Below are 16,821 nucleotides of genomic sequence, written 5' to 3' on the forward strand. Positions count from 1 at the left end.
TGCTTGCTTATTGTTTGTTATTTCTTAATGCTTATATTTTTAGTTGTTAGTGTCTTTATATTTAATGTTTAATGTGTTTAGTTTGCTTGTGTTGGTTTCTTAGATCTTGCTTTTTGTCTAAAGTTTTATTTTATAGTGAAACTCATAAGGGGGTGGGGGTTATTTTGCGATACTTTAAATCTTAAAACGCTTTAAAAGTTATCGTTTGATTGAAGTCAAGTTATTTTATAGCCAACACTTCATTGAAACAGAATTAGAAACAAAACCATAGACCACCAAGCAAAGACCTAACACCCAATAAGGGAAAAGGCTAAACGAAAACATGGAGCATAAGAATTGTGTGCACCGGCAAGTTTGATGAGCAGGAAAGACTTCAAACAATATTTCATCGGTTTTGAGTCTGTTTTTTATTAGCCATTGGTATTGCTCTCTAAACAACCTTTCTTGCGTGAGATAATAAACGTCTAAAAGATAAAAACATGCTAACAACACCCCTAAAACGCATAACCCATAAGAATTAGAAATCGCTTCTATTTTAAGGGATAAAACACCCACAGCGAGCACGAGTGTCCATTTCTTGCACTCCAAAGAATTTTGCGCCATTCTGTTGATAACGCCCTGCAAGATTTTAAGCTCTTCTATAAGGATTTTTGCTCTGTCTTTTGGGGTATTTTCCATGTTTGATATTCATCTGTTAAAGTTAAAAGTCCAAGTCCCTTTGTTGGTTTGTATTTCTGCTTCTATAATATTGCACCTTTGAGAAATGCCCTTTAAACTTTCTCCAAATTTAAGGGTTTGAAGTTCCATCATCAAACCCTTTTGCTCTAATTGAGAAATTTTATTTTCTATGTTTGCCACCTTTTCCTTTTGATCAAATTCTTTATAAACGCTTGCCATATCTTTAAAATCTTGCATAGAAATTGGAGTAACTTGGCTTAAAGCACCCATTTGAAGCGCCTCTCTTACTGGAACAAAATTAACAGCACAATTACCTCTATTAAGCTTCACGCCTTGAATAGTAACGCTATCTGCTTTGGAGTCGATTTGAAACTCTCCCTTGCTATTCACACTCATCTCAATCGGCGATTCACCGCCACCACTATTCCCACAGCCCACTAAATACAGCGCCAAACAGCTCGCGCCCAGTAATTTTTGGTAAGTTTTAAAAAGCATGCTTGTTCCTATGAATTGATTTGTTGCGATAGTTTTTTAAGGGTTATGGTCTCAAAACTTTCTAAAAATAGCGATATATCATGAAAGACTTGCATGTTTTCCATCATTGGAATTGGGCGACTCTCACTAATAGAATGAGCGATTTTCAACTCTTCATAAATCCATGCGGAATAAGTGATTTTTAATAGATCTTGATTAAGAGAAACACTATTCTTGCTTTGTAAAAACACGAAATAAGGGCATTTTTCAATCATGTCTTGTAAAGATTCCCTGAGAATGAGCGTGAAAGCGTCTTCAATCTTGCTAACATCAATATGATGTTTTTTTATTTCTTTTAGAATATCATTTTTATAATCCCAAAAGAGAGAGTCTATAAATATTAAATTAGAACGATCGGATGGTTCTAAAAAGGACTTGATATTTTTAACGCCTAAAAAATCATTATTTTTCATGTCAATATGCGAATGAGAAAGAAAAACCTTAGTTTTATTTAATCGCTCTTGTAAGGGATTAAAAAAGGCTTCTTTAATTTCATTGCGATTTAGTAAAGTGTGTTCATTATTTTTTAGACTCTTTTGAATGAGAGTTTTAATCTTATTGGCTACTTCATATATGTTAGAAACAGCTTGCTTGTCATAATAAGCGTATTCAAGCTTACTTTTCCCCCCTCTGTCAAAATGAAACTTGCATAAAACTTCACGATTTTCTCTTTCATCTAAATCAACCACAAAGGCTTTCATGATATATTTTCCTTTAATATTTTTATCAAATTCTCAAATATAAATACAATTTAAGTTCCCTTTAAAATCCTTTGATTATAGTAGACTTAGACTTAGCTTAAGAGTGCCTGAATTTTGGGGTGTTGGGGGGTGTTAGAATAGCTAAAAACCACCGCTAAAAAAAGCCTTTTTGCAAACAGAAAGGGCGTATAAAATTGACAATGACCCTAAAAGCGCAAAAACAACAAATGCAATCTAAAAAACTTCTTCGCATGCCTTTTTGTCTTTATGGAGTAAGCATGCTTTTTGCAACTTCATGAAGCGTTTTTTCCTTTCTTCTTCGGTCATATTATTAGGCTTTTCAATAGGGTGTGGAAGAGGGCGTGAAAGAGAGTGTGAAATCTTTGAAGTGGGGGTATTGAATTGGGGCGTATACTCTAGTTTATTGACTGCATAAAAGCCTAAAGCAGCGATTAAAATAAAAATCCAATCTGTTTTTCTGATCTTAGGGCAAAATTTACACGCCATGATTTAATCCTTAAAACATTTGAAGTATAATACACTCTTATGGTGAAATTTTAAGTCTAGGAAAATTGCATGTGGAGTTTCATTCAAAAAATCTTTAAGGCTTTAATCATTATGCCTTTAGATTTTATCACGAAGTATTTCAAGTCGTTTGTGCTGTTACTCATTGTATTAGTCTTTTTTAGCGCTAAAGAAAGCGCACCAAGCGCCCCGCCCAATCTCGCTAAACTCTATTTAAATGGGGCGATTTTTAGCACCGAGGATTTTGACAAAGAAGTGGATAAAATCTTAAAAACCCCTAGCATTAAGGGCGTTTTATTGTTGATTGACTCTCCTGGTGGGGCGGTGTCAGCGAGCGTGGAATTGAGCGAAAAAATCGCTGATTTGAAGCAAAAAATACCCGTTTTAGCGTATGCTAGGGGGGTTATGGCGAGCGGGAGCTATTATGCGGGCATGCAAGCGAGCGAAGTTTATGCCTCTAAAGCGAGTTTGATAGGATCCATTGGGGTGATTTTTTCGGGCGCGAATGTGGAAAATTTGCTCAATAAAGTCGGCGTAGCCACTCAAGGCGTGCATGCGGGCGAATATAAAGAGATAGGCACTTTCACCAGAGCATGGAAACCCAACGAAAAAGATTTTTTGCAAAATTTAGTCAATGAGCAGTACCAAATGTTTGTGAATGATGTCGCTAAAGCCAGGAAATTAGACGCTAAGGATTACAAGGATTTTGCTGAAGGGAAGGTTTTTAGTGCTCAAAAGGCTCTAAAATTAAAACTCATTGATAAAATCAGCACGATCAAGCAAGCGCAAAACCGCTTAATGGAATTGAGTAAGGTTAAAAAAGCCTATTGGCTAGAAAAAAGCCCTATGGAGCGCTTCATTGAAAAAGCCACGCAATCAGCCACAAACATCATCACGCAAGCCTTTGGCTATCAATTATTAATGAGATAAAGATGTTAGAATTTATTTTAAAAATTCAAGCTAGAGACTCTAAAGGCTTGGTGAGCGCGATTAGCACCACTATCGCTAACAAGGGCTATAACATCGTCAAAAACGATGAATTTGTTGATCCCTTAAAACAACGCTTTTTCATGCGGCTAAAAATCCAAAAAGAAATCAAGCCCTTGAATACTGAAATTAAAGAGCAAGAAGAGCGATCCTTAAAAACCGCTCTTTTTAAAGCCCTAGAAAACTTTAGCGAACTATTGATTGAAGTTATCTTAACGCATAAAAAAAACATCATTCTGCTCGCTACTAAAGAGAGCCATTGCTTAGGGGATTTGCTTTTAAGGGTGTATGGAGAGGAATTGAACGCTCAAATTTTAGGCGTTATTTCCAACCACGAGATTTTACGCCCTTTAGTGGAAAAATTTGACATCCCTTATTTTTATGTGCCTTGTGTTGATCAAGTTTTGCATGAAAAAGAAGTTTTAGCAATCATTAAAAACCTGGAATTAAAGCACAAAGTGAGCGCAGACTTGCTCGTTTTAGCCAAATACATGCGTATTTTAAGCCATGATTTTACGAAGCGCTATGAAAATCAGATTCTCAATATCCATCATAGTTTCTTGCCCGCATTCATTGGGGCTAACCCTTACCAGCAAGCGTTTGAAAGGGGCGTGAAAGTCATCGGAGCCACGGCGCATTTTGTGAATGAAAGCCTTGATGCCGGGCCAATTATCATACAAGACACTCTGCCCATTAACCACAATTACAGCGTGGAAAAAATGCGCCTAGCGGGTAAGGATATAGAAAAACTGGTTTTGGCTAGGGCTTTAAAACTCGTTTTAGAAGATCGGGTGTTTGTGCATGAAAACAAAACGGTGGTGTTTTGAATGCTTCCATTAGCGCGCTTTAGGATTATTGGGATAAACGCATGGACGCATTAACAACGCCCTTACCAAAGGATTGGGAAGTTAAAACATTTAGGGATATTTCTACTATCAATCAAGGCTTACAAATTCCTATTAGTCAAAGGCTAAAAGCACCCACAGAACACGCAAAATTTTATATCACAATACAAGCTTTAAACAATAGAAAAGAATTTGAATATATTAAGACTTATAATGAAAGTGTTGTATGTCATAAAGATGATATTCTTATGACAAGAACTGGAAACACCGGAATGGTTATCACTAATATTGAGGGAGTTTTTCATAATAACTTTTTCAAAATCAACTTTGATAGAACTTTGATTAATAAAGATTTTTTAGTTTATTTCTTGTCATTAGAGCAAACTCAAAAAACTATTCTTAAAAAAGCAGGCACAAGCACTATACCTGATTTAAATCACAACGATTTTTATTCCTTACTAATCCCCCTACCCCCCCTAAACGAACAGATCGCTATCGCTAACATTTTAAGCGATGTGGATCGTTATCTTTATTCTTTAGACGCCCTCATTCTTAAAAAAGAAAGCGTTAAAAAAGCTTTAAGCTTTGAACTATTGAGCCAAAGAAAACGCTTGAAAGGCTTCAATCAAGCTTGGCAAAGAGTGAGGCTTGGGGATATATGCGAAATCACAACCGGTTCATTAGATGCAAATGAAATGGTTCATTATGGAAAATATAGATTTTATACATGTGCAAAAGAATATTATTTTATAGATAAATACGCTTTTGACACAGAAGCAATTTTAATTTCTGGAAATGGTGCGTATGTAGGGTATGTGCATTACTATAAGGGCAAATTTAACGCCTATCAAAGAACCTATGTGTTGGATAATTTTAGTGAACATATTATATTTGTAAAATATTTTTTAACAATGTTTTTGCAATCCCATATTCAAACAAATAAAAATGAAGGTAATACCCCTTATATCGTAATGGCAACTTTAAAAGATTTTGAAATCCCCCTACCCCCCCTAAACGAACAGATCGCTATCGCTAACATTTTAAGCGATGTGGATAATGAAATCATTAGCCTTAAAAACAAAAAACGCCAATTTGAAAACATCAAAAAAGCTTTAAACCACGATTTAATGAGCGCTAAAATCAGGGTTTTAAAAGAATTAACGCCCCAAAAGTCAAGGACAAACCCGCTTATAAAGGAAACCCCTAAGCTTAAAAGCTTAAGGGAACGCTCTTGAAAAAATCAGCGTTTCACAGAAACGATCACTTTAAGCCCCAAAAAAGCAAACTCAAAGTATAATGATCTCCAAGAGCGTTTGTTATGTGGCTTTGACATAACATGCTCCTTTTAACCGTGATTTGCCCCATAAAGCCACTTATGGGGCATGATAAGATTCTACAACAAACCCACTTAAAACACCCCTAGATCGCACCAAATACGCAAGACAAAGTTTTACGCCCCATTATGACCACTCATTAATAAACCTAATCTTTATTGGATAGAAAACAGAGCCATTTGATAACCATCAAAAAGAGGGATTTTAAAAGTTTAAAAATCTAATGGAGTTAAAAGGGTTGGTTTGAATTGATAGATTTACTGGATCAAAAGAGCTAAAAGCCAGGAGTAGCCCTAAGGCCGCCCCCACAAACGCCCCAATCAATATTGTTGGTTTTGTTGTTGTGCTTTTTGCTGTTGTTGTTGGTGTGCTTGTTGTTGTTGCTGTTGTTGAGCTTGTTGCTCTGCTTGTTGCTCTGCTTGTTGTTGCGCGTTATGGTGATGGTGTTCGCCGCCATAATAATGGTGGTGGTGTGCATGGTGATGGTGGTGGTGTTGTTGGCTATTAGCCTGTTGTTGTTGCTGTTGTTGCGCTTGGTGTTGTTGTTCATGGTGTGCCATGATGACTCCTTTAATTGAAATTTAAATTCTAGCTCATTAGCTAGGATTTCATTTTATAATGCAAAATCTAACCAATTATTAACGAAAAAGATTTTAATACTAATTTTTAATTCAAGCGCCAATTCAAGCGCTCCTATTGTCAAAACTACCAACATCTTTGAATGAAAAAAGCTATAATAAAGAAGTTGCATTAAAAAGGAAAGACAAATCCCCTTTTTAAGGTATAATATGAGGAGTTTTAGAAGCGCTTCTTATGGTAGTAGCTAAAAAGTCTTTAGGACAGCATTTTTTAACGGACGAGTCGTTTTTAGACAGAATTGTTAATGCTTTGCCTCCCTTAAATTCGTTAAGATTAATTGAAATTGGCGTGGGGCTAGGGGATTTGACTCTCAAGTTGTTGGATCGCTATCCTTTAAAGACTTATGAGATAGATAGCCATTTGTGCGAGAAAATGCGATCAAAACTAAAGGTGCAAAAAAAGCCTTTTGAGTTAGAGTTAGTGGAAAAAGACGCTCTTTTTTTAAAAGAAGAAGAGCCTTATTTTTTGATCTCTAATTTGCCTTATTATATCGCTACCAGGCTTGTTTTAAACGCACTCAAAGACCCTAAATGCAGGGGTTTATTGGTGATGACGCAAAAGGAAGTGGCGCTCAAATTTTGCGCTAAAGATTCGCAAAATGCCTTAAGCGTTTTAGCGCACACGATAGGGAACGCTACCCTTTTGTTTGATGTGCCGCCTAGCGCGTTTAGCCCGCCTCCAAAGGTGTTTTCTAGCGTGTTTGAAGTGATTAAAGAGCCGCTGAAAGAAAAGGCGTTAGCTTCATTAGCCCAAGCGCCATTTTTTGAAGAAGCCCTACAAAAAGGGTTTGAAACATTAGAAGATTTTTTGAAAGCTTGTTTCTCATCTCCCAGGAAGACGCTTTCAAACAATCTTAAAAAAAGCGTTTCTTATAAAGAAAAGCTTGATAAGGTGTTAGATTTTCTAGCGTTAGAAAACCAACCAACAAGCGTGAGGGCGTCTGAGGTAAAAGATTATCTCAAGCTCTTAAATTACCTTTTAAAAGGCTAATGCCTTTTAAAAAAATTGAAATAAAGGAATAAAAGTTATGACGGATAACAACCAAAACAATGAAAACCATGAAAACAGCAGTGAAAATTCAAAAGCTGATGAGATGCGAGCCGGAGCGTTTGAGCGATTCACCAACCGCAAAAAGCGTTTCAGAGAAAACACGCAAAAAAACGCAGAGTCTTCAAACCATGAAACGCCTTCGCACCATAAAAAAGAGCATCGCCCCAACAAAAAACCAAACCACCACCACAAACCTAAACATGCCAAAACACGAAATTACGCCAAAGAAGAATTGGATAGCAATAAAGTAGAGGGCGTTACGGAAATTTTGCATGTGAATGAGAGAGGGACTTTAGGCTTTCATAAGGAGTTAAAAAGGGGCGTTGAAGCGAATAACAAGATCCAAGTGGAGCATTTAAACCCGCATTATAAGATGAATTTAAACTCTAAAGCGAGCGTTAAAATCACGCCTTTAGGGGGCTTGGGTGAGATTGGGGGGAACATGATGGTCATTGAAACCCCAAAAAGCGCGATCGTGATTGATGCGGGCATGAGCTTCCCTAAAGAAGGGCTTTTTGGCGTGGATATTTTAATCCCGGATTTTTCCTACTTGCACCAAATCAAGGACAAAATCGCCGGTATTATCATCACCCATGCCCATGAAGATCACATAGGGGCCACGCCTTATTTGTTTAAAGAGTTGCAATTCCCCCTTTATGGCACGCCCTTGAGTTTAGGGTTGATTGGGAGCAAGTTTGATGAACATGGTTTGAAAAAATACCGCTCGTATTTTAAAATCGTAGAAAAGCGCTACCCCATTAGCGTGGGCGAATTTATCATTGAATGGATCCACATCACGCATTCTATCATTGACAGCAGCGCTTTAGCGATCCAAACTAAAGCGGGAACGATCATCCACACCGGCGATTTTAAAATCGATCACACCCCGGTGGATAATTTGCCCACGGATTTGTATCGTTTAGCACACTATGGCGAAAAGGGCGTGATGCTTCTTTTAAGCGATTCCACGAACTCCCATAAATCCGGGACCACACCGAGTGAAAGCACCATAGCGCCGGCTTTTGATACCCTTTTTAAAGAAGCGCAAGGGAGGGTGATTATGAGCACCTTCTCTAGCAATATCCATCGGGTGTATCAAGCCATCCAATACGGCATTAAATACAACCGCAAGATCGCTGTGATCGGGCGCTCTATGGAAAAAAACCTAGACATCGCCAGAGAATTAGGCTATATCCATTTGCCTTATCAATCTTTTATTGAAGCCAATGAAGTCGCTAAATATCCGGATAATGAAGTCTTAATCGTAACGACCGGCTCACAAGGCGAAACCATGAGCGCGCTTTATCGCATGGCGACTGATGAGCACCGCCACATTTCTATCAAACCCAACGATTTAGTCATCATCTCCGCTAAAGCCATTCCTGGCAATGAAGCGAGCGTTTCAGCGGTATTGAATTTTTTAATCAAAAAAGAAGCTAAAGTGGCTTATCAAGAATTTGACAATATCCATGTGAGCGGGCATGCCGCCCAAGAAGAGCAAAAGCTCATGTTAAGACTCATTAAGCCTAAGTTTTTCTTGCCCGTGCATGGGGAATATAACCATGTTGCACGCCACAAGCAAACCGCTATTTCTTGCGGGGTGCCTGAAAAAAATATCTATTTAATGGAAGATGGCGATCAAGTGGAAGTTGGCCCTGCATTTATCAAAAAAGTCGGCACGATTAAAAGCGGTAAAAGCTATGTGGATAACCAAAGCAATTTGAGTATTGACACTAGCATCGTGCAACAAAGAGAAGAAGTCGCTAGCTTGGGGGTGTTTGTGGCTACGATTTTTGTGAATAAAAACAAACAAGCGCTTTTAGAAAGCTCTCAATTTTCCAGTTTAGGGCTTGTGGGCTTTAAAGATGAAAAGCCTTTGATGAAAGAAATTCAAGGGGGCTTAGAAATGTTATTAAAATCCAGCAACGCTGAAATTTTGAATAACCCTAAAAAATTAGAAGATCACGCTCGTAATTTCATCAGAAAAGCGCTCTTTAAAAAGTTTAGAAAATACCCGGCTATCATTTGTCATGCCCATGCTTTTTGATTGTAACGCTACCGCTATACAAGTCTTAAAAGATGAAGCGAGCGCGCTTTTAGAAAGCGTTAAGCAATTCCAAGAACCTAACGATTTGGAAGCGATTGTCAAGCTTATTTTAGAGAGCCAAGAAAAAGGGGGTAAGCTTGTGATCGTGGGCGTGGGTAAGAGCGCTTTAGTGGCGCAAAAAATCAGCGCTTCCATGCTAAGCACCGGTAACAGGAGCGCGTTTTTACACCCCACAGAAGCGATGCATGGGGATTTAGGCATGGTGGAAAAAAACGATGTGATTTTAATGATTAGTTATGGGGGCGAGTCTTTAGAATTATTGAATTTAGTGAGCCATTTAAAACGCTTGAGCCATAAAATCATCACTTTCACTAGAAGCCCTAATAGTTCGCTCTCTAAACTAGGCGATTATTATTTGAGCTTGAAAATCAAAAAAGAAGCTTGCCCGATCAACACCGCTCCAACGACTTCCACTACCCTAACTTTAGCTTTAGGCGATGTTTTAATGGCATGCTTGATGCGGGCGAAAAACTTTAGCCAAGAAGATTTTGCTTCTTTTCATCCGGGCGGGCTTTTGGGTAAAAAACTTTTTGTCAAGGTTAAAGATTTACTGCAAACCACCAACCTCCCCCTAATCCCTCCTGACACACGCTTTAAAGACGCGCTCATAGAAATGAGTGAAAAACGCCTAGGCAGCGCGATTTTAGTGAATGCTAATAACGAGCTTGTGGGGGTGTTGAGCGATGGCGATGTCCGTAGGGCGTTATTAAAAGGGGTTAGTTTGGAGAGCGAAGTGAGGCATTTTGCCACTTTAAAACCCAAAAGCTTTAAGAATTTAGACGCTCTTCTTTTAGAGGCGTTAGAATTTTTAGAGCGCCATAAAATCCAGCTTTTAGTGTGCGTAGATGATCATAATAAGGTTTTAGGGGTCTTGCACTTGCACCAACTTTTAGAATTAGGGCTTAAAGCATGAAAGCGAGCATTTATGATTTCACTCTAAAGGAATTGAGCCAACTTTTAAAACCAAGCTTTAGGGCTAAACAGCTTTATTTGTGGCTCTATGCGAAGTATAAAACAAGCTTTAAAGACATGCAAAATAATTTTTCAAAAGATTTTATCGCTTATTTAGAGCAAGAATTTACTTTGCGCACGATAGAAATCACGCATGTGAGAAAGAGTGTTGATGGCTCTAAAAAATACCTTTTTAAATCTTTAAGAGACAACCACACTTTTGAAGCGGTGTTGTTGAAAATGAAAGACAAAAAGATTGATGAAAAGACGAACGCCATTTTAGAGGGGGAAAAATACACCGTGTGCGTGTCTTGTCAAATCGGCTGTCAAGTGGGTTGCTCGTTTTGTTTCACTCAAAAAGGCGGTTTTGTAAGGAACTTAAAAGCGAGCGAGATTATCCAGCAAGCCCTACTCATTAAAGAAGACAATAACCTCCCCATTGAAAAAGCGCTCAACATTGTTTTTATGGGAATGGGCGAGCCTTTGAACAATTTAGATGAGGTGTGTAAAGCGATTGAGATTTTCAATACCGGCATGCAAATTTCGCCTAAAAGGATCACCATTTCCACGAGCGGCGTAGCCGATAAAATCCCCATTCTAGCGGGCAAAAACTTAGGCGTGCAATTAGCCATATCCTTACACGCCGTAGATGACAAAACGCGCTCGTCTTTAATGCCCTTGAATAAAAAATACAACATTGAATGCGTTTTGAATGAAGTGAGGAAATGGCCTTTAGAGCAGCGCAAAAGAGTGATGTTTGAATACCTTTTGATCAAAGATTTAAACGATGGCCTGGATTGCGCTAAAAAACTTTTAAAACTTTTAAACGGCATTAAATCCAAAGTGAATTTGATTTTATTCAACCCGCATGAAGGCTCTCAATTTGAGCGCCCCAGCTTAGAGAGCGCTAGAATGTTTGCGGATTTTTTAAACTCTAAAGGCTTATTATGCACCATTAGAGAGTCTAAAGCTTTGGATATTGAAGCGGCTTGCGGGCAATTGAGGGAGAAAAAACTCTCTCAGCAAATTTGAAAACTCTTTTTTGTGGTGTTTGTCTTTTTTCTAATGGGGGGTGTTGGTTTTAGTCAAGCGATAATTCAAAATTTAGGGAATATGGATTAAAAATTAGCGCTAAATTTTCTTTCATTAACAATTAATTAGATTTTATATTGTAGAATAAAATCCTAGCTAGTGAGCTAGAATTTAAATTTTTAATCAAAGGAGTCATCATGGCACACCATGAAGAACAACACGGCGGGCACCACCACCATCACCACCACACACACCACCACCACTATCATGGCGGTGAACACCACCATCACCACCACAGCTCTCATCATGAAGAAGGTTGTTGCAGCACTAGCGATAGTCATCATCAAGAAGAAGGTTGTTGCCACGGGCATCACGAGTAATATCGGTGTGGCTAGAGGCAACTTGACTAGGGTTGTCTCTGGCTTTGACTTTAAGATACAATCATTCCATTCTAACCCATTCTGATCAAACCCGTTAAATCCAATCCAACCAACACGCTTGATTTTTATTTTTACAAACGCTCATTAATGTTAAAAATACTCATCAATACCTATAAAAAGTAATTTTTTATCCAATAATATTGTTAAGACTTTTAATTTAAGCTTCAACATTTTACAATATTCAAAATATTAAAACAATTTTTCAATCAAGGAAAGGGTATGCAAGTTACCCCCCATTTTTTTTAAAACACAATAAGAAATTTTTATTTTTGGCTCTGTATTCTGCGCTAGGGTTTAATCTTAGCCACGCTATAGATGAGAGCGGGCTTAATAAACTCGTTGGAAAGAAGGTTCAAGAAGCTTTAGCGAAAGAAAAAGCTAAGGCTAAACATCAAAGAGTGGATAAAAGCGCTTTTTTTGCCGGTCTTGGCTATAGCGGGATGTTTTCATGGAATTTAGCTTATAAAGATAGTTTTGTTTTGCTACCTCACTTCTTGGGTGGAAGACCCTTAGAAAGAAAAGATCCCAGCACAATCTTAAACGGCTTTAATTTTAAGGTGGGGTATCAGTAATCGCTCCTGTTAAGATTAAAAAAATGGGTTTTGGCGTTAGGGGAGGGTTCCAATATTCCTATAAAGCGGGTAATTACATGGAAAAAGATAAATACCAACAATCATTATTTGGAGTGATACCCATAATAAGTCCTGTTTCTATTTTTAATGGTGGTATGATAACAATGTCAATTTACAGCTTTTGTTAGATTTTTTACACAATGTGTATGAAAATGAGAAGTTTTTCATCGGTTATTTTATAGGGGCTGGGTTAGGGGGTGAGAGCGTAACAGCCAAGGTTCTTAAAGATTTTGGTGATATATTAGCGCAATTAGTGCAATTTCAGGGCTATGGCTCGTTAGGGCTAAGAATGGGCGATAAGCGCCACACGCTAGAATTGAGCGCGAGCGTTCATGGCGACGCTCCTAGTTGCTCTTTAAAAAAGCTAAAGAGTTGCGAAAGTGTGAGGGTTTTACAAGCAAAAATCCCTAGGGGCATTTTTGAAAGCTATGTTACTTGGAGCGCGGATTATGTTTATCGTTTTTAAAAGTTTTTAAAAATTTAATGGCTTTGTTCCAATTGAATAGGGGTAATAAAATCTAAAAAATGCTTAAAGCGTTTTTTACAATCTAATCATAAAGAGCTTACGAAAAGCGAGCGATCACTCCATGCTTTATTGTTCCAACCCCCATGCGTCTTTAAAAGAGGCGTTTTTAAGCTTTAAATTCAAGCTCCCCTCAATCCATTGGGTATTAGCCCCCTTTTCGTTGTTGTCAAATAAAAACACCCCTAAAAAGCCTCTAGAGGTTTTAATCAGGCTCAATTCCACGCTAGGAAGAATGATTGTGCTGTCAGGTTTGACTTCAAAGGCTAGGAAAAAGGGGCGGTTATTTTTAAAATCATAGCCATTTTTGGTGTATGAATAGCCAGGGGCGCTCTGCAAGATGCCTTTTTGAGTTTCCACGCTAAAAGAATCCAAGTAATAAAACCCAGGCTCTAGCTTGAACGATTGGACTTTGGCTAAAGCGTAGCGGTTTTTCCATAAAAGCATGAAGCGCTCACTCCCTAGCATGAATAAAGGCCCTCTAGGGTCTTTGAGCTTTGCTTTAGGGTTTTTTTCAAGCGCTTCATTGTGTTTGGCGACAATTTCTCTATCCACTTTGCGCCAATAAGTGCGCACGCTTTGGCCTTGGTGAGCGATATAAAGATTCACCAAACCAGAATGATGGCCTTTAGGGGGCAAGCAAGAGGCTAATAAAAGAGCGGCTAACAAACTCACGATTTGAAACTTCAAACAAATTCCTTAAAAAGAGTGGTGGCTGAATGCTAACATGCTAAAACTAAAACCCTTATAAGTTATGGATAAAAACTTAAAGAATAGGGTAAAATAAACGCATGCGAATAGACAAATTTTTACAATCAGTGGGTTTAGTGAAGCGGCGCGTTTTAGCGACAGACATGTGCAATGTGGGGGCGGTGTGGCTTAATGGGAGTTGTGCTAAGGCTAGTAAAGAAGTGAAAGCGGGCGATGCGATTAGCTTGCACTATTTAAAAGGGATAGAAGAATACACGATCTTACAAATCCCCACTTTAAAAAATGTGCCGCGAAAAGACACGCACCTTTATATCGCTCCTAAAACAAAAGAATAAAGATAAAAGACTAAGGATCAATCCGTGAAAGAATACAAAGACACCCTAAACTTAAACACAACCACCTTTTCTATGAAAGGGAATTTGAGTGTTAATGAGCCTAAAACTTACGCCAAATGGCAAGAGCAACAAGCGTTTAAACGCATGCAGAATAGGAAAGATAACCATGGGGATTTCACTTTGCATGACGGGCCGCCTTATGCGAACGGGCATTTGCATTTGGGGCATGCCTTAGATAAAATTTTAAAAGACATTGTCGTTAAAAGAGAATATTTTAAGGGGAAGAAAATCTATTACACGCCCGGTTGGGATTGCCATGGTTTGCCCATTGAGCAGCAAATTTTAGAGCGATTAGAAAAAGAAAAAACAAGCCTAGAAAACCCCACGCTGTTTAGAGAAAAGTGCCGAGATCATGCGAAGAAATTTTTAGAAATCCAAAAGAATGAATTTTTGCAATTAGGCGTTTTGGGGGATTTTGAAGATCCTTATAAAACCATGGATTTTAAATTTGAAGCGAGCATTTATAGGGCTTTAGTGGAAGTGGCTAAAAAAGGGCTTTTGAAAGAGCGCCACAAGCCTATTTATTGGAGTTATGCATGCGAGAGCGCTTTAGCGGAAGCTGAAGTGGAATACAAAATGAAAAAATCGCCCTCCATTTTCGTGGCGTTTGGTTTGAAAAAGGAGAGTTTAGAAAAGTTAAAAGTCAAAAAAGCGAGCTTAGTGATTTGGACGACCACGCCTTGGACTTTGTATGCGAATGTGGCGATCGCTTTGAAAAAAGACGCTGTTTATGCGCTCACCCAAAAAGGCTATTTAGTCGCTAAAGCCTTGCATGAAAAATTAGCCGCTTTAGGGGTGGTGGACAATGCGATCACGCATGAATTCAATTCCAATGATTTAGAATATTTGAAGGCCACCAATCCTTTAAACCAAAGAGATTCCCTAATCACTCTAGGAGAGCATGTCGGTTTAGAAGATGGCACAGGAGCCGTGCATACCGCACCTGGGCATGGCGAAGAGGACTATTATTTAGGCTTAAGATATAATTTAGAAGTGTTAATGTCTGTAGATGAAAAAGGTTGCTATGATGAGGGCATTATCCATAACCAACTATTAGATGAAAGCTATCTGGGCGAGCATGTTTTTAAGGCTCAAAAACGCATTATAGAGCAATTGGGCGATTCTTTATTGCTAGAGCAAGAGATTGAGCATTCCTACCCGCATTGCTGGAGGACGCACAAGCCTGTGATTTACAGAGCGACCACGCAATGGTTTATTTTAATGGATGAGCCTTTCATTCAAAATGATGGCTCTCAAAAAACCTTAAGAGAAGTGGCTTTGAATGCGATTGAAAAGGTGGAATTTGTGCCAAGCAGCGGGAAAAACCGCTTAAAAACCATGATAGAAAACCGCCCTGATTGGTGCTTGAGCCGGCAAAGAAAATGGGGCGTGCCACTGGCCTTTTTCATAGACAAACGCACGAATAAGCCTTGTTTTGAAAGCGAAGTTTTAGAGCATGTGGCGAACCTTTTTGAGAAAAAAGGCTGTGATGTGTGGTGGGAATATAGCGTGAAAGATTTATTACCCCCTAGCTATCAAGAGGACGCCACGCATTACGAAAAAGTCATGCACATTTTAGACGTGTGGTTTGATAGCGGTAGCACCTTTAAGGCGGTTTTAGAAGACTACCATGGAGAAAAAGGGCAAAGCCCTAGCGATGTGGTTTTAGAGGGGAGCGATCAGCATAGGGGGTGGTTTCAAAGCTCGCTTCTAATTGGTTGTGTTTTAAACAACCAAGCCCCTTTTAAAAAGGTCATTACGCATGGCTTTATCGTAGATGAAAAGGGCGAGAAAATGAGCAAATCTAAGGGCAATGTGGTGTCTTTGGACAACTTGCTCAAAAAGCATGGGAGCGATGTGGTGCGTTTGTGGGTGGCGTTTAATGACTATCAAAACGATTTGAGGGTCTCTCAAACCTTCTTCATTCAAACAGAACAGCATTATAAGAAATTCCGCAACACCCTTAAATTCTTACTCGCCAATTTTAGCGATATGGATCTTAAGAATTTAGAACGATCCCATAGCTTTAGCCCTTTAGATCATTTTATATTAGAGGCTTTAGAAACAACAAGCGCTGGAGTCAATAGCGCGTTTGAAGAGCATGATTTTGTGAAGGGCTTGAATATTTTAATGGCGTTTGTTGCCAATGAATTGAGCGGGATTTATTTAGACGCCTGTAAGGATAGCTTGTATTGCGATAGCAAAAACAATAAAAAACGCCAAGCCATTCAAATGGTCTTACTCGCTGTAGCTAGTCAATTGTGCTACTTTTTAGCCCCGATTTTAACGCACACGATTGAAGAAGTTTTAGAGCATAGTCAGGTGCTTTGCGCGTTTTTACAAGCCAAAGACGTGTTTGATCTAAAAGGCATTAATATTTTAGAAAAACTCCACCTTAAAGAGTTTAAAAAACCAGAAAATTTTGAAGCCGTTTTAGCCTTGCGTTCTGCCTTTAATGAAGAGTTAGACCGCTTGAAAAAAGAAGGTGTCATTAAAAATTCGTTGGAATGCGCTATTGAAGTGAAAGAAAAAGCGTTGCGTGAAAATTTAGTAGAAGAATTGCTGATGGTAAGCTTTGTAGGGGTTGCAAAAGAAAGATTAAGCGAAACGCCAGCATTCACGCTCTTTAAAGCCCCCTTTTATAAATGCCCTAGGTGTTGGCGTTTTAAAAGCGAGTTAGAAAACACCCCTTGCAAGCGCTGCGAGGAGGTTTTAAAAGAGCGATGATAAAAGGATA

General features: G+C 38.6%; 17 protein-coding genes and 2 pseudogenes. 12 read left to right on the forward strand and 7 right to left on the reverse strand.

What is annotated here, in order from left to right:
• Positions 1-225: 225 nt before the first annotated feature.
• The 4 genes from EAL49_RS07625 to EAL49_RS07640 all read right to left on the reverse strand — a co-directional run bounded on the left by EAL49_RS07625 (position 226) and on the right by EAL49_RS07640 (position 2,420).
• On the reverse strand, positions 226-678 hold the full coding sequence (locus EAL49_RS07625) for a hypothetical protein (protein WP_038418153.1): 453 nt from the start codon (positions 676-678) through the stop codon (positions 226-228).
• 9 nt (positions 679-687) lie between these two features.
• Entirely contained in the window at positions 688-1,173 is a 486-nt protein-coding gene (locus EAL49_RS07630; protein ID WP_120829682.1) for a hypothetical protein, read from the reverse strand.
• An 8-nt stretch (positions 1,174-1,181) separates the two neighbouring features.
• Positions 1,182-1,913 carry a TIR domain protein gene (locus EAL49_RS07635; protein ID WP_120829683.1) on the reverse strand — a complete coding sequence of 244 codons (732 nt, stop codon included), beginning with the start codon at positions 1,911-1,913 and terminating at the stop codon, positions 1,182-1,184.
• Between the two features lie 234 nt (positions 1,914-2,147).
• Positions 2,148-2,420, reverse strand: a complete 273-nt coding sequence (locus EAL49_RS07640; protein WP_120829684.1) for a hypothetical protein — start codon at positions 2,418-2,420, stop codon at positions 2,148-2,150.
• 69 nt (positions 2,421-2,489) lie between these two features.
• Here EAL49_RS07640 and sppA point away from each other — a divergent pair, with 69 nt between their 5' ends.
• From sppA to EAL49_RS07655, 3 genes are read left to right on the forward strand one after another with little or no spacing between them, the layout of a single operon-like run.
• On the forward strand, positions 2,490-3,368 hold the full coding sequence (gene sppA, locus EAL49_RS07645) for a signal peptide peptidase SppA (RefSeq protein ID WP_120829685.1): 879 nt from the start codon (positions 2,490-2,492) through the stop codon (positions 3,366-3,368).
• A gap of 2 nt (positions 3,369-3,370) precedes the next feature.
• Positions 3,371-4,252 (forward strand): formyltetrahydrofolate deformylase, encoded by an 882-nt coding sequence (gene purU, locus EAL49_RS07650; protein ID WP_120829686.1) that lies wholly within the window; start codon positions 3,371-3,373, stop codon positions 4,250-4,252.
• Positions 4,253-4,293: 41 nt separating this feature from the next.
• The gene (locus EAL49_RS07655; RefSeq protein ID WP_120829687.1) at positions 4,294-5,505 is read left to right on the forward strand and encodes a restriction endonuclease subunit S; all 1,212 of its coding nucleotides are present in this window, start codon (positions 4,294-4,296) and stop codon (positions 5,503-5,505) included.
• 5 nt (positions 5,506-5,510) lie between these two features.
• Here the strand turns inward: EAL49_RS07655 and aapA3 are convergent, their stop codons facing one another.
• Positions 5,511-5,603 (reverse strand): hypothetical protein, encoded by a 93-nt coding sequence (aapA3, locus tag EAL49_RS08630; protein WP_000042563.1) that lies wholly within the window; start codon positions 5,601-5,603, stop codon positions 5,511-5,513.
• A 321-nt stretch (positions 5,604-5,924) separates the two neighbouring features.
• Positions 5,925-6,164, reverse strand: a complete 240-nt coding sequence (gene hpnL / locus EAL49_RS08635; RefSeq protein ID WP_080373492.1) for a nickel-binding protein HpnL — start codon at positions 6,162-6,164, stop codon at positions 5,925-5,927.
• A gap of 253 nt (positions 6,165-6,417) precedes the next feature.
• Between hpnL and rsmA the strand changes: the two genes are divergently transcribed.
• The 7 genes and pseudogenes from rsmA (at position 6,418) to EAL49_RS07690 (ending at position 12,921) form a co-directional block, all read left to right on the forward strand.
• Positions 6,418-7,233 (forward strand): 16S rRNA (adenine(1518)-N(6)/adenine(1519)-N(6))-dimethyltransferase RsmA, encoded by an 816-nt coding sequence (gene rsmA, locus EAL49_RS07665; protein WP_120829688.1) that lies wholly within the window; start codon positions 6,418-6,420, stop codon positions 7,231-7,233.
• Positions 7,234-7,270: 37 nt separating this feature from the next.
• Entirely contained in the window at positions 7,271-9,340 is a 2,070-nt protein-coding gene (locus tag EAL49_RS07670; protein ID WP_120829689.1) for a ribonuclease J, read from the forward strand.
• Positions 9,324-10,313, forward strand: coding sequence for a KpsF/GutQ family sugar-phosphate isomerase (locus tag EAL49_RS07675; RefSeq protein ID WP_120829690.1), 990 nt, complete (start codon positions 9,324-9,326; stop codon positions 10,311-10,313). The genes EAL49_RS07670 and EAL49_RS07675 overlap by 17 nt, the downstream gene beginning before the upstream one ends.
• Complete coding sequence (gene rlmN, locus EAL49_RS07680) at positions 10,310-11,383, forward strand: dual-specificity RNA methyltransferase RlmN (protein WP_120829691.1); 1,074 nt, start codon at positions 10,310-10,312, stop codon at positions 11,381-11,383. Before EAL49_RS07675 ends, rlmN begins: the two co-directional genes overlap by 4 nt.
• 197 nt (positions 11,384-11,580) lie before the next feature.
• Positions 11,581-11,700 (forward strand): annotated as a pseudogene (locus tag EAL49_RS08610) (hypothetical protein); the annotation flags it as partial.
• On the forward strand, positions 11,651-11,848 hold the full coding sequence (locus EAL49_RS08495) for a hypothetical protein (RefSeq protein ID WP_225306114.1): 198 nt from the start codon (positions 11,651-11,653) through the stop codon (positions 11,846-11,848). The pseudogene EAL49_RS08610 and the gene EAL49_RS08495, both read left to right, overlap by 50 nt.
• A 244-nt stretch (positions 11,849-12,092) precedes the next feature.
• Positions 12,093-12,921: pseudogene (locus tag EAL49_RS07690) on the forward strand (outer membrane beta-barrel protein).
• A 126-nt stretch (positions 12,922-13,047) separates the two neighbouring features.
• Here the strand turns inward: EAL49_RS07690 and EAL49_RS07695 are convergent.
• Positions 13,048-13,668, reverse strand: coding sequence for a hypothetical protein (locus tag EAL49_RS07695; protein WP_120829692.1), 621 nt, complete (start codon positions 13,666-13,668; stop codon positions 13,048-13,050).
• Positions 13,669-13,769: 101 nt separating this feature from the next.
• On the opposite strand from EAL49_RS07695, the gene EAL49_RS07700 reads away from it, so the two are divergent.
• Together EAL49_RS07700 and ileS are read left to right on the forward strand one after the other, a co-directional pair.
• Positions 13,770-14,024: an RNA-binding S4 domain-containing protein gene (locus EAL49_RS07700; protein ID WP_001217151.1), complete on the forward strand. Its 255-nt coding sequence runs from the start codon at positions 13,770-13,772 to the stop codon at positions 14,022-14,024.
• Between the two features lie 24 nt (positions 14,025-14,048).
• On the forward strand, positions 14,049-16,811 hold the full coding sequence (gene ileS, locus EAL49_RS07705) for an isoleucine--tRNA ligase (protein ID WP_120829693.1): 2,763 nt from the start codon (positions 14,049-14,051) through the stop codon (positions 16,809-16,811).
• Positions 16,812-16,821 lie beyond the last annotated feature (10 nt).

This window comes from Helicobacter pylori, from assembly GCF_003637665.1.
GTDB classification, from domain to species: domain Bacteria; phylum Campylobacterota; class Campylobacteria; order Campylobacterales; family Helicobacteraceae; genus Helicobacter; species Helicobacter pylori_CK.

Bases quoted from the DNA above. Each gene is read 5' to 3' on its own strand.
- purU (WP_120829686.1), top strand. From the start codon at position 3,371: ATGTTAGAATTTATTTTAAAAATTCAAGCTAGAGACTCTAAAGGCTTG.
- EAL49_RS07625 (WP_038418153.1), bottom strand. From the start codon at position 678: ATGGAAAATACCCCAAAAGACAGAGCAAAAATCCTTATAGAAGAGCTT.
- aapA3 (WP_000042563.1), bottom strand. From the start codon at position 5,603: ATGTCAAAGCCACATAACAAACGCTCTTGGAGATCATTATACTTTGAG.
- rsmA (WP_120829688.1), top strand. From the start codon at position 6,418: ATGGTAGTAGCTAAAAAGTCTTTAGGACAGCATTTTTTAACGGACGAG.
- EAL49_RS07655 (WP_120829687.1), top strand. From the start codon at position 4,294: ATGGACGCATTAACAACGCCCTTACCAAAGGATTGGGAAGTTAAAACA.
- EAL49_RS07635 (WP_120829683.1), bottom strand. From the start codon at position 1,913: ATGAAAGCCTTTGTGGTTGATTTAGATGAAAGAGAAAATCGTGAAGTT.
- EAL49_RS07675 (WP_120829690.1), top strand. From the start codon at position 9,324: ATGCCCATGCTTTTTGATTGTAACGCTACCGCTATACAAGTCTTAAAA.
- EAL49_RS07670 (WP_120829689.1), top strand. From the start codon at position 7,271: ATGACGGATAACAACCAAAACAATGAAAACCATGAAAACAGCAGTGAA.
- sppA (WP_120829685.1), top strand. From the start codon at position 2,490: ATGTGGAGTTTCATTCAAAAAATCTTTAAGGCTTTAATCATTATGCCT.
- EAL49_RS07700 (WP_001217151.1), top strand. From the start codon at position 13,770: ATGCGAATAGACAAATTTTTACAATCAGTGGGTTTAGTGAAGCGGCGC.
- EAL49_RS07630 (WP_120829682.1), bottom strand. From the start codon at position 1,173: ATGCTTTTTAAAACTTACCAAAAATTACTGGGCGCGAGCTGTTTGGCG.
- EAL49_RS07640 (WP_120829684.1), bottom strand. From the start codon at position 2,420: ATGGCGTGTAAATTTTGCCCTAAGATCAGAAAAACAGATTGGATTTTT.
- hpnL (WP_080373492.1), bottom strand. From the start codon at position 6,164: ATGGCACACCATGAACAACAACACCAAGCGCAACAACAGCAACAACAA.
- rlmN (WP_120829691.1), top strand. From the start codon at position 10,310: ATGAAAGCGAGCATTTATGATTTCACTCTAAAGGAATTGAGCCAACTT.
- EAL49_RS08495 (WP_225306114.1), top strand. From the start codon at position 11,651: ATGGCGGTGAACACCACCATCACCACCACAGCTCTCATCATGAAGAAG.